Here is a 12,298-nt window from a genome sequence, read left to right on the forward strand (position 1 = left end):
GTCTCAAGAATCCGCTCATCCCGGCGAATGCCGGGACCCAGATGGAATGGCTTTGAGGCTGACGCCAAGAGCTCTGAGCTCCTCCAATCAGCCACCCCGCTATGGGATCTGGGTCCCGGCATTCGCCGGGATGAGCGGATTTAGGGAGATCTGGTGATGGATATGGCCCAACTCCCCGACCAGGACCCCGACGCCGACTACGGCCTGCCCGGCTGGATCTACGGCAGCGAGCGGTTCTTCCGCGAGGAGCAGGACAAGGTCCTGCGCCCCTCCTGGCAGATCGTCTGCCATCTGAACGACATCCCCCGCAGCGGCGACTTCCACACCTTCGAGTTCCTGGGCGAGAGCGTGGTGGTGGTGCGCGGCAAGGACGGCGGGGTCCGGGCCTTCGCCAATGTCTGCCGCCACCGCGCCGCCCGGCTGCTGGACGGCCCCGTCGGCCACTGCGCCCGGATCGTCTGCCCCTACCACGCCTGGACCTACGCCCTGGACGGCCGGCTGATCGCCGCGCCCTATCCCGAGACCTACCCGGCCCTCGACGTCGACAAGCACGGCCTGGCCCCGTTCCAGGCCGAGGTCTATCGCGGCTTCGTCTTCGTGCGGCTGGAGGGAGACGGCCCTTCCGTGGCCGAGATGATGGCCCCCTACGACCACGAGCTGGAGCCCTACCGGTTCGAGGAGATGGTCCCGTTCGGCCGCGTCACCCTGCGGCCGCGCGAGGTGAACTGGAAGAACATCAGCGACAACTATTCCGACGGCCTGCACATCCCCGTGGCCCATCCGGGCCTGACGCGGCTGTTCGGCAAGGGCTACGGCGTCGAAGCGCAGACCTGGGTCGACAAGATGTGGGGCCAGCTGATCGACGAGCCGTCGCGCAACCCGTCCGAGCGCCTCTACCAGCGCATCCTGCCCGACGCCGACCACCTGCCGCCCGAGCGCAAGCGGCTGTGGACCTATTTCAAGCTCTGGCCCAACCAGGCCTTCGACATCTATCCGGACCAGGTGGACTTCATGCAGTTCATCCCGGTCTCGGCCACCCGGACCATGATCCGCGAGATCGCCTACGCCCTGCCGGACGAGCGGCGCGAGATGCGGGCGGCGCGGTATCTCAACTGGCGCATCAACCGCCAGGTCAACGCCGAGGACACCGAGCTGGTGGCCCGCGTGCAGCAGGGCATGGCCTCGCGGACCTTCACGGCCGGACCGCTGGCGGAGACCGAGGTGTCGTTGCGGAGCTTCGGCCGGAAGATGCGGGCGCTGATCCCGCAGGCAAGGCTGCCGCGGCCGCCGGAGGGGTGGTGATCCACCGCCCCATCACGACAACAAAGGTTGTCATCCCGGAAAGCGCGCAGCGCTTGTCCGGGACCCAGGGGCGGCTGCACGGCTTTCGCCCGGTCCCCTGGGTCCCGGACAACCCCTGCGGGGCTTCCGGGATGACAACTGTTTTGGATGCTCTGGGCCTTCAACCATGACCCCCCGCGCCGCCTTCACCCGCGAGGCCCCCGACGTCCGCCGCACGGCGCTGATCGAGGCCGCCGCCCGGGTGCTGGCGGCCAAGGGCGTGGCCGGCGCCTCCGTGCGGACGATCTGCGCCGAGGCGGGGGTCAGCGCCGGCCTGCTGCGGCACTATTTCGACGGCGTCGACGCCCTGATCGCCGCGACCTACGAGGCGACCGGGGCGCGGATCGACGCGGCGCTGGAGGCGGCGGTCGAGGCGGCGGGCGGCGATCCCCGCGCGCGCTTGTCGGCCTATCTGACCGCCAGCTTCGCCCCGCCGGTGCTGGACCCGGACCTGCTGGCCACCTGGCTGGCCTTCTGGAGCCTGGTGAAGGTGGACGCCGGCGTCGCGGCGATCCACCGGCGCACCTATGCCGGCTATCGCGCGCGGCTGGAAGAGCTGCTGGCGGCCTGCGATCCGTCGGTGGACGCAAGGCTGGCCGCCATCGGCCTGACGGCCGTCGTGGACGGGCTGTGGCTGGAGCTGTGCCTGGACGAGACCGTGTTCACCCCGGCCGAGGCGGGAGCGATCGCCGAGCGGCTGGCGGCCTCTTACCTGACCCCTCTCCCAGAGGGAGAAGGTGAGTTTTAAGCCGCCGCCTGGGCGCCGAGGCTCGCGCGGCCCCAGCTGGCGCGGCGGACTTCCGGTTCGGAGACCGACACCCGGGCGGTCTTGCCCTGGGTGCGCATGTGGCGGGCCAGCATCTCGGCCACGCCGACGGCTTCGGGCTGGGCGGGATAGGAGCCGATCAGGTCGGGGGCGTCGTTCCAGGTCACGTGCCAGACGCCGGAGACGGGTCGAACGAAGTAGGTGTGTTCGTCGGCCATGGGGATCACTCCTTTATGCTCACTCAGCGTCGGTCTTACCGCGCGTGCATGACAGCTGTTTCAATGCTGCACAGCAACATCGTGTTGCATTGCACACTGCAGGAGCCACGCCAAGCGGACTTTTGGTGAATCCCCAGGCAAGATTGCGGCGGCTCGAGTGATAAAAGGAAATGCGCGGACGACACGGGGGACACACACTCGCGGTGCGGCCTCGAAAATCGTCACGGCGCGAGGGGCGAGTGTGTGTCCCCTCCTTCGGCCGTTCCTAGTGCTTCCAGACGAACAGCGAGACCACGGCGAGGATCAGGCTGACATAGAAGCCCAGTCCCCACATCAGGTGCTCGCCCTCGTCGTCGCTGTAGCGGGAGTCGAGCAGGCGATCGCCGAGCGGCAGGGCCGCCCCGAAGGAGACGACCAGCTGACCGGTGGCGATGAGGAGGCGAGTGATCATGGTACGGACGGTGCGCCTCAAAGGTTAACGGGACGCTTAAGTTGTAGGTTGCGATTCGCTCAACGACGTTGCGGCAATTGCGCCTGGAAGACCTTTTCCCGAACGGAGCTTTCAAACCGATCGCCCCGCCCTATGCTGTGGTCACGCTTCGAGCCGTGACATGAGCCTGACCGACGCCCTTCTCCTCCTGGCCTTCATTCTCGCCAACATGGCGGCCGGCGCGATCTCGATGTTCCGCTACGCCCAGGTTAGCAGCATCCTGGCCCAGCGGCATCCGGACCTCTGGCGGACCTTCCAGGGCTATTCCTTCGCCGCCCGCGACGCCGCGGGCCGCTTCTACTGCAGCCGCGCGCCCTTCCGCCTGAACGACCCCGAACTGTCGCGCGCCGTCATCCGGTCGTGGATCGCCACGGGCGTCTGGATCGCCGTGATCCTGGCCGCCTTCGCGACCGCCGTCGCGCGCGGCGGCTAGGCGCTCAGTCCTTCACCACCACCCCGCCCTTCATCACCGCGCTGACGTGCTCCAGCACCGAGACGTCGGCCATGGCGTCGCCGTCGACGGCGATCAGGTCGGCGTAGCGGCCGGGGGCGACGGCGCCGACGTCGGTCTTGCCCATCAGCTCGGCCGCCACGGTGGTGGCCGACTGGACGGCCTGCATCGGGGTCATGCCCCACTGCACCATGTACTTCATCTGCCGGGCGTTCAGGCCGTGCGGATAGACGCCGGCGTCGGTGCCGTAGGCGATCTTGACCCCGGCCTTCACCGCCTTGCGGAAGCCTTCGCGCTGGGCCTGGGTGGTCTCGTAGTTCTTGCGCAGGGTCTCGGCCGGCCAGCCGTGGGCCTTGCCGTAGGCGTCGATCCAGTCGCCGTCATAGATGTCGGCCACCAGGAACACGCCCTTGGCCTTCATCATGGCGATGGCCTCGTCGTCCATCAGCGAGCCGTGCTCGATCGAGCGCACGCCCGCCCGCATGGCCGACTTCATGCCCTCGGCCCCATGGGCGTGGGCGGTGGCGTAGGTCCCGCGGCGGGCGGCCTCCTGGATGGCCGCGCGCATCTCGTCCTCGGTCAGCTCCTGCTGGCCGGGCTCGGTGCCGACGGTCAGGACCGCGCCGGTGGCGATCAGTTTCAAGAAGTCGGCGTGGTGGGCCAGGATGTTGGCGGCCTTGCGCCGGGCGTCGGCGGCGTCGGTGACCACGCCCACCCGCATCTCGTCGGGCAGCTTCACGTCGTCGGCGATGCCGGTGATCTCGCCCCCGCCGCCGGGGATGGTGATGTAGGCGCCGGCCACCGACATGCGCGGGCCAGGCACCAGGCCGTTGTCGATCGCGTCGCGCAGGGCCACGTCGCCGAACGCCCGCCAGGTGCCGACGTCGCGCACGCTGGTGAAGCCGGCCTCCAGGGTCTTCCGCGCGTGGTCGGCGCCGATATAGGCCTGGTAGGCGGCCGTGGTCAGCAGGGGCTCGGCGATGTTCTCGGTCTGCTCCTGGTCGACCAGGTGGGTGTGCATGTCGATCAGGCCGGGCAGCACCATGCGCTTGGACCAGTCGACGACCTTGCCGTCGGCGGGGGCGGCCTTCCACGGCCCGACCGCCACGATCCGCTCGCCGTCGATGGTGATCATCTGGTCGGTCAGCACCTTGCCCTGCAGGGTGTCGACCAGCTTGCCGGCGTGGACGTAGACGGGGGCGGCCCAAGACACCGAGGGGGTGGCGAGCGGCGCGAGCACAAGGGCGGCGGCCAGTACGGCGGTGCGGATCATGGTGTTCGTCCTGAGGGGCCGGGGGTTGAGAGGGGGACACACACTCACCCCGCGACCTGTGTGAAATCGGCTAGGCGGCGGGGTGAGTGTGTGTCCCCTCCTTCGCCCCGGAGCCCCTGCCCCGGGTCAGCCAGTAGAACGGCGCCCCCACGGCCAGCAGGGCTATGCCCCAGAGGACGGCCTCCTTGCCGGCCCCCACCAGGGTGAAGACCGCGTAGAGCCCGGCCAGGACGGCGATGACGGTCAGGGCCAGGGTCGGGGTGATCCGCCGGGCCGCCTGCAGCTTCAGCGCCGCCAGGGCGCAGGCCAGGTAGGTGAACAGCGAGGCCGTGGTGGCCAGCAGGGCGATGAAGGTGAAGACCTCGGCCATCGACTTGGCGTAGTTCATCGCCACCAGCACGGTCAGGAAGCCGGCCGACATCAGGTGGGCGCGGGCGGGCGTGCCGCGTTTCGACTCCTTGGCCAGGAAGGCCGGGAACACCCCGCCCCTCGCCATGGCGTAGGGCATCTCGCCCTGCAGCAGCACCCAGCCGTTCAGGGCCCCGAAGGCGCTGATCGCCGCGAACAGGGCCAGCAGCTGGCCGGCCGCCGGCCCCCACCAGCGGCCGACGAAGTCCGACAGCGGGGCGTTGGACGTCTTCAGCGCGTCGACCGGGGTCAGCAGCACCACCGCCGAGCAGACCAGCAGGTAGATCAGGCCGGTGAACACCGTCCCGGCCAGGGTGGCGCGCGGGATGGTGCGGGTGGGGTCGACCACCTTGCCGGCCGGGACCGTGGCCGACTCCAGGCCCAGCAGCGCCCACAGGGTCAGGGTGGCGGCGGCGGTGATCGCGCCGGGATGGATGTCGGCGGGGCGGAACGGGGTCAGGCTGACGCCCCCGGGAGCGCTTGGGCCGCGGCCGATGATCCAGAAGGCTAGGCCCGCCACGGCCACCAGCGGCAGCAGCTTCAGCACCGTCGTCACCACCTGCACCCCGCCGGCCAGGCGGGCGCCGGCGATGTTGATTCCGACCATCGTCCAGACCGCGCCCAGGGTGACCAGCAGGTGCATGCCCGGCACCTTGGCGATGGCCGGGAAGATCACCGACAGGTAGCTGACCGCCCCCGTGGCGATGGCGGCGTTGCCGACCCACAGCGAGATCCAGTAGCTCCACGCCACCATGAACCCGACCAGCGGCCCGAAGGCCTCCTGGGTGTAGGCGTAGGGCCCGCCGGCCTTGGGGAACTCGCGCGACAGCCCCGCGAACACGAAGGCCAGGGCGAGGCCGCCGGCGATCGTCACCAGCCAGCCGAACACCGCGTTCCAGCCGTAGGGGGCCAGGGAGGCGGGCAGCATGAACACGCCCGAGCCGATCATGTTGCCGACGACCAGCGCCGTGCACATCCAGAAGCCCAGGGCCTTGGGGCCCGTGGCTTGAGGAATGGGGACCTTCTCTTGGGTCTCTGTCATGCGGTTACGCTTTCACGGGAACAGAGGTTCGTCCATGCCCTCCAAACACCGCTCATCCCGGCGAATGCCGGGACCCAGATCCTGGAACTGAGAGGCTGATTGGAAGAGCTCGGCGCTCTTGGCGTCAGCCACACCGCCCTTCCATCTGGGTCCCGGCATTCGCCGGGATGAGCGGGTGATTGGAATGGGGACAGGCGCATGCGCCTGTCCCCAACCAAGGCGCCGTCCCTAGAACTTCTGCCCGAACTTCACCCCGAAGGTCCGCGGCTGGTTGGGCACGATGTAGACCTGGGTTCCGCAGACGGTCTCGGCGCATTCGGCGTAGCGGTTCAGGCTGGCGCGCTTGTCGAAGGCGTTTTCGAGGAAGGCCTGGAAGGTCCAGTTGTCGCGCCCGACCCCGGCCGAGAAGTCGGCGGTGGCGTAGCCCGACTGCTTGCCGATGATGCCGCGCTCCAGGATCCGCAGGTCGGTCCAGTTGCTGGTCTGGCCGGCCGCCGAGCCCTGGACGAAGGCGTCGTAGCCGTTCAGGTCGAACTCGTAGCGGGCGGTGATGTTGGCCTTGAACTTCGGCGTCACCGGCAGGGCCGTGCCGTCCGGGGCCTCGGGATCGGGGCAGTCGGTTTCCGGATTGCCCGAGGCGTCGACGAAGCCGCAGTAGTTCTTGGTCAGGGCCGCGTCGGTGTAGGCCGCCGAGCCGTTGATCGTGAAGCCGTGGCTGACCGCGAAGGTGAAGTCGGTCTCCACGCCCTTGATCTCGGCGGCGCCGGCGTTCTTGATCTCGGTCAGGCCGTTGGCGCCCAAGAGGGCGAACTGGAAGCCGTTCCACTTCTCGAGGAAGACCGCGCCGTTCCAGCGGAAGCGGTTGTCGGCCCAGGTGGTCTTCCAGCCGAACTCGTAGTTCTTCAGGTAGTCGGAGCTGTAGGGCGGCAGGGTGCCGCGCCGGTTGATGCCGCCCGGCCGGAAGCCTTCCGAATAGGTGACGTAGACCAGCTTGTCCTCGTCGACCTTGTAGGTGAGGTTCACCTTCGGCGTGTTGCCCTTCTCCTTGGTCCGCTTGTCGAGGTTCGTACAGGGCGAGCCCTCGATCTCGGGGCCGGTGAAGCAGGCGCCCTCGCCCGTGCCCGAGCTGTAGCCCAGGCCGTAGCCGTAGAAGCCCTTCAGGCTGTTGTCGGCCTTGAAGAAGCGGATGCCGGCCGTCACGGTCAGCTTGTCGGTGATGTCGAACGCCGCCTCGCCGAACGCGGCGCTGTCGCGGTCGACCCGCTTCTGCTGGGTCAGCCAGATGGTGTGCGGATAGCCCGGCACCGACAGGTCGGTGCCCAGCGCGTCGATCTGGTAGTTCTGATAGATGCCGTGGGTCTGGCGCTGGTAGAACAGCCCGCCCACCACGCGGAAGCGCTTGTCCTGCGGGGTCGAGACCCGGATTTCGTGGCTGACCTTGCTGTAGGCGTCGTGGCCCGTGATGTACTGCGACGGGTCCACCGGGTTGCCGGCGTTGTCGGTCCAGTAGGCGCCGTAGCCGGCCAGGGTGTCGTAGAAGTACGAGTAGTCGGTGTAGTCCTGGTGGGTGTCGACGTCGCGGTCGAGATACGAGCCGGCATAGACCACGTCGAGGTTGGCGATCTGGCCCTCGACCGTCATGGCCGCCTGCCACCACTTGTCGTTCGAGCTTTCCGGATAGTAGTGCGCGACCTTCAGGTCGCCGACCGACGGGTCGTACGAGAACAGGCCGCCGACCTTTTCCTGCTGGGCCATGATCGAGGGCGTGATCACCCAGTTGTCGCCGGCCTCGACCCGCAGGGCCGCGCGGCCGCCGTAGACGTCGACGTCGTTGTAGTTGTCCTTGATCCGGTAGCCGTTGCTGACCGTCACGCCCGAGGTCGGGTAGGTGCGCGACCCGGCGACGTTGTCGATGAAGCCGCCCTGGTGCTCGGCCCAGCCCACCAGGCGCACGGCGACCTTGTCGCTGAGCGGCTGGTTGACGAAGCCCTCCAGCACGTAGCCCGGGTCGCCGTGGTCGATGACGTTGCCCTCGATGTCGTAGCCGGCGCTGAAGCCGGCGGTCGTGGGCTTGTTGGTGATGATCCGCAGGGTGCCGGCTTGCGAGCTGGCGCCGTACAGCGTGCCCTGCGGCCCGGCCAGGGCCTCGACCCGGGCGATGTCGTAGATGTGGATGTCCAGCGCGCCCTGGATCGTGGTGATCGGCTGTTCGTCCAGATAGATGCCGACGCTGGGCAGCGGGCCCGAGTGGTTGCCGTCGCCGCCGCTGGCCACGCCGCGCATGTAGACGTTGGAGAAGCCCGGCGAGGTGGTCTGGAACGACACGCTGGGCAGGTACTTCACATAGTCGGTGAAGTTCTGGACCTGCAGCTGCTCCAGCTTGGCCTCGCCCAGGGCCTGGATGCTGACCGGCACGTCCTGCAGGTTCTCGGAACGCTTCTGGGCGGTGACGACCACCTCTTCCAGCGCCACCGAGCCCCCCGATTGCGCCTGCGCGTGGGCGGTGACCGCCGTCAGCATGGATGAAGCCAGAAGGGCCGTGGTCCAGACCGCCATCTTGGACGATCCGTGCGCACTACGCTTAGTCAACGGCATTATCGCTCCCCCGGAACACGTTAGGTGAACGATGGTCATCCCGTGGTTACGGACCCGCAAGGATCAAAATTCAAACGAACGTCAATTCCGCCGACTGTTGCAGAAATGGCAGGGTCCGGAGCGAGTGATCAAAATTCAGGCGCGGCGGGGTAACAGGTCAGGACGGGTCCCAGGGCGGACTTCAGGGGGTCCAGCCACGATTCGTAGTTCTGCCAATGCTCGACCGCGTCCTTGAAGATCGGGCGGCGCACCTGCTCTGAGCTTGCGGTGCGCACGGCGCGGTCGTTTTCGTGGAAGTTCAGACAGCTTTCCTCGAACGGCAGGCCGCAATAGTCCAGCAGCGCGCGGATCTGGGCTTCCGGGTCGACGACCATCTCTTCGTAGATCACGCGGTGCGCGCGGCCCGGCAGCACGGCGTCGAAATGGGCCATCAGCTCCACGTAGTCGGCGTAGTAGCGGCCGATGTCGTCCAGGCCGTAGCTGAAGGCCTGGCCGCGGGCGAAGTGCTGCTTGAAGCCGGAGAAGCAGCAGCCCATCGGGTGGCGGCGGGCGTCGATGATCTTGGCGTTCGGCAGGGTCAGGGCGATCAGGCCGACGTGGGCCCAGTTGTTGGGCATCTTGTCGATGAACAGCGGCCGGCCGGTCTTGCGCTGCACCCGGGTGCGGTCGAGGAACTCCTGCCCCAGGGCCGCCAGCTGGTCGGGGTCCAGGTCGGCCAGGATCTCGGGATAGGCCGAGGGCTCGCGCGAGCTCTTGGCCCCGCCCAGCCGCTTGGCGATCGCGCCGATGTCGGGCAGCTCCATGGTGCCCTCGACGGCCGAGTGGCTGGCCAGGATCTGCTCCACCAGGGTCGAGCCCGAGCGCGGCAGGCCCAGGACGAAGATCGGGTCCGGCGCCGGGCAGCCCTGCCCGGCCCGCTCGGCGAACAGGTCGGCGGTCAGCACCGCCTTGGACCGCGCCACGTGCCGGCGGTTGCGCTCGGGATCGTAGGCCAGCTGGGCCCGGCGCAGGGCCGCGCCGCGCGCGTAGTGCTCGAACGACCGCGCCCAGCGGCCGGCGTCCTCGTGGGCCTTGCCCAGGGCGTAGTCCAGGTGCAGGCGGTCGTCGTCGGACAGGTCGGCCCGCGCCAGCTGCGCCTCCATCGCCGCCAGGTCGGCCTCGTCGAAGCGCCAGGTCTTCATGTTGGCCAGGCTCCACCAGGCCTCGCCCAGCGAGGGGGCCTGGTCGACGGCCTTGCGGTAGGCGGCCGCGCAGTCGGCGGCGCGGCCGACGGTCTTCAGGGCGTGGCCGTAGCTCATCCAGCCCTTGGGCTGCTGCGGATGGCGGGCCAGCACGTCCTCGTAGATGGCGATGGACTGGGCGTATTCGCCGATCCGCGCCAGGGCGGCGGCCTTGAGGTTCAGGTGGGCGGGGTTGCGCGGCTCGTCGGCCAGCAGGCGCTCCAGCTGGACCAGGGCGTCCTCGGACCGGCCCAGCCGGTAGAGGACCGTGGCCAGGTTCTGGCGGGCGGCGGTGAAGCCCGGCGCGATCTCCAGGCAGCGGACCAGCAGGGTCTCGGCCTCTTCCTGCCGACCCAGCCGGGCCACGGCCTCGGCCAGCATGCGCAGCGCCGCCGGGTCGTCGGGGCGGGTGTCCAGCAGCGCGCGCAGAGCCTTCTCGGCCTCGCCGGGCTTGCCGTCGACCAGGGCGCCGGCGGCGGCCATCAGGGCCGGGTCACGGACCCCGCCCTTGATCTGCAGGACCGTCTGCCGGGCCCGGGCGACCTGGGCGCCGGCCTCGTCGCCGACCAGCTCCAGGGCCTCGGCCAGGCCGCGCCAGGCCTCGGCCAGGTCCGGCTCGGCGGCGACGGCGCGGCGGAACGCGGCGACGGCGCCCTGCGTCTGGCCGGCGGCGGCCAGGCTCCAGCCGTGCTCCAGCTGGACCGGCGGCGACTGGAGGAAGGCGCGCGACAGGGGGTCGAGGGTCCGCAAGGCCTGCGGGAGGTCGCCCGCCAGCCGCAGGGCCGTGGCCAGGATCAGCGTCGCCTCGGCATGGCGCGGCACGGCCTCCAGGATCGCCCCGGCCTGCTCGGCGGCCAACCGCGGGTCGACGCCCAACAGCCGCCGGGCATGGGCCAGGGCGGTGGCGACGGTTCCGGCGGGCTCGGTGGTCGTGGTGGACATGGGAGGATGGGAGGATGGGGCGGTGGGGATGTCAATCGGCGGCGCCCTGCCGGCGACCACTTGCCCCCTACGGGTCGCTTCGCGACCGTCTTCCCCCGGAGGGGGAAGAGCGCTCCGCCCCCTACGGGGGCGGACAGACCGCGAAGCGGTCAGGTGGGGGCAAGTGAGTGAGCCTCTGACTCACAACCGATCCCGCATCGCATACCAACTGAGCCCCGCCACCGTCAGCGGCCACCGCAGCAACCGCCCTCCGGGGAACGGCGGCGTCGGCAGCCGCGACAGCAGCGCCATCCCCTCCCCCTCGCCCAGGGCCGCGTCGGCCAGCAGCTTGCCGAACCACGGCGCCAGCATCACCCCTTGCCCCGAATAGCCCGCCGCGATCCGCACGCCGGGCGCCAGGTCGCGGACGAAGGGCGCGCGGTGGACGGTGATGCCCAGGGTCCCGCCCCAGGCGTGGGTGACCTCGACGTCGGCCAGGCCCGGATAGACCTTCAGCATGTGCCGCCGCACGAAGGTCTTCAGGTCGGGCGGGAAGCCGGGGCGGTAGTTCTCGCCGCCGCCGAAGATCAGCCGGCCGTCGGGGCTCTTGCGGAAATAGTTGATCACGAACCGGCTGTCGGCGACGGCGGCGTTGGAGCGGATGATCGTCTCGGCCCGCTCGCCCAAGGGCTCGGTGGCCAGGATGAAGTTGTTGATCGGCATCACACGGGCCCGCGCGGCGCCGCCGACCAGGTCGTCCAGATAGCCGTCGCCGGTCAGGATCAACTGGTCGCAGGTCACGGTTCCACCCCCACCTTCCTTGGAAGAGGCCTCCACCCGGATCGTCGTCCCTTCGCGCCGCCAGGTCGTGGCGCGGGTCTGCTCGAAGATCACAGCCCCCGCCGCCATGGCCGCCCGGGCCAGGCCCAGGGCCAGGTTCAGCGGATGCAGGTGGCCGCCGCCCCGGTCGACCATGCCGCCGTGATAGACGTCGGTCCCCAGCTCGTGGGCCAGGGCGTCGTCGTCGATCAGGGCCAGCTGGTCGTAGCCGTAGCGCGCGGCCATGTGCGCGATGTGGGCCGCGTCCTCGGCCTCGCCGCCGCGCTTGTGGCGGGCGTGGATCATGCCGGGGCGGAAGTCGCAGGCGATGGCGTGCTCGGCGATCAGGGCCAGCAGGTGGGCGCGGGCGTCCTGGGCCATCGTCCAGAGCGCCAGGGCGTCGTCGCGGCCGACCGTCTTCTCCAGCCAGGCCTGGTCGTTGCGCTGGCCGGCGTGGACCTGGCCGCCGTTGCGCCCCGACCCGCCGCTGCCGACCTGGGCGGCCTCGAGCACGACGACGGAGACGCCACGCTGGGCCAGCTCAAGCGCCGCGCCCAGGCCGGTATAGCCGGCGCCGACGACGCAGACGTCGGCGCGGGTGTCGTGTTGCAGCCCAGGGAGCGCGGGGAACGACGTCGCCGTGGCGGCATACCAGGAACTGGCGGGATGGCCGGTGTTCAACGCCCCCTCTCCCAGAGGGAGAGGGAGGGGCCCAAGCAAAGCTTGGGAGGGTGAGGGGTTACGGAGGCTGACG

The 12,298-nt window shown here is 69.7% G+C and carries 10 protein-coding genes; 3 read left to right on the top strand and 7 right to left on the bottom strand.

The features are described from left to right. The first annotated feature begins 156 nt into the window (after positions 1–156). Together WAE60_RS09975 and WAE60_RS09980 are read left to right on the top strand one after the other, a co-directional pair. Positions 157–1,302, top strand: a complete 1,146-nt coding sequence (locus tag WAE60_RS09975; protein ID WP_337686062.1) for an aromatic ring-hydroxylating dioxygenase subunit alpha — start codon at positions 157–159, stop codon at positions 1,300–1,302. Positions 1,303–1,468: 166 nt separating this feature from the next. Continuing rightward, positions 1,469–2,089 (top strand): TetR family transcriptional regulator C-terminal domain-containing protein, encoded by a 621-nt coding sequence (locus tag WAE60_RS09980; protein ID WP_337686064.1) that lies wholly within the window; start codon positions 1,469–1,471, stop codon positions 2,087–2,089. Here the strand turns inward: WAE60_RS09980 and WAE60_RS09985 are convergent. Then, positions 2,086–2,325 (bottom strand): hypothetical protein, encoded by a 240-nt coding sequence (locus tag WAE60_RS09985; protein ID WP_029907761.1) that lies wholly within the window; start codon positions 2,323–2,325, stop codon positions 2,086–2,088. The genes WAE60_RS09980 and WAE60_RS09985 overlap by 4 nt on opposite strands. Before the next feature lie 265 nt (positions 2,326–2,590). Continuing rightward, the gene (locus WAE60_RS09990) at positions 2,591–2,776 is read right to left on the bottom strand and encodes a hypothetical protein (RefSeq protein WP_029907763.1); all 186 of its coding nucleotides are present in this window, start codon (positions 2,774–2,776) and stop codon (positions 2,591–2,593) included. A gap of 160 nt (positions 2,777–2,936) precedes the next feature. Here WAE60_RS09990 and WAE60_RS09995 point away from each other — a divergent pair, with 160 nt between their 5' ends. Next, a complete protein-coding gene (locus tag WAE60_RS09995; RefSeq protein WP_337686067.1) occupies positions 2,937–3,248 on the top strand; it encodes a hypothetical protein in 312 nt (103 codons plus the stop codon). Positions 3,249–3,252: 4 nt separating this feature from the next. On the opposite strand, the gene WAE60_RS10000 is transcribed toward WAE60_RS09995, so the two are convergent. The 5 genes from WAE60_RS10000 to WAE60_RS10020 form a co-directional block, all read right to left on the bottom strand. Continuing rightward, positions 3,253–4,539 (bottom strand): amidohydrolase family protein, encoded by a 1,287-nt coding sequence (locus WAE60_RS10000; protein ID WP_337686069.1) that lies wholly within the window; start codon positions 4,537–4,539, stop codon positions 3,253–3,255. A gap of 70 nt (positions 4,540–4,609) precedes the next feature. Beyond that, positions 4,610–5,989, bottom strand: a complete 1,380-nt coding sequence (locus WAE60_RS10005; protein ID WP_337686071.1) for an amino acid permease — start codon at positions 5,987–5,989, stop codon at positions 4,610–4,612. 228 nt (positions 5,990–6,217) lie between these two features. Next, positions 6,218–8,545, bottom strand: coding sequence for a TonB-dependent receptor (locus WAE60_RS10010; protein ID WP_035018138.1), 2,328 nt, complete (start codon positions 8,543–8,545; stop codon positions 6,218–6,220). A 167-nt stretch (positions 8,546–8,712) separates the two neighbouring features. Continuing rightward, the gene (locus WAE60_RS10015; RefSeq protein WP_337686073.1) at positions 8,713–10,746 is read right to left on the bottom strand and encodes a sulfotransferase; all 2,034 of its coding nucleotides are present in this window, start codon (positions 10,744–10,746) and stop codon (positions 8,713–8,715) included. A gap of 180 nt (positions 10,747–10,926) precedes the next feature. Continuing rightward, positions 10,927–12,225, bottom strand: coding sequence for an FAD-binding oxidoreductase (locus WAE60_RS10020; RefSeq protein ID WP_337686075.1), 1,299 nt, complete (start codon positions 12,223–12,225; stop codon positions 10,927–10,929). Positions 12,226–12,298 lie beyond the last annotated feature (73 nt).

The sequence above is a fragment of the Caulobacter sp. CCG-8 genome (assembly GCF_037402475.1).
Taxonomy (GTDB): Bacteria; Pseudomonadota; Alphaproteobacteria; order Caulobacterales; family Caulobacteraceae; genus Caulobacter.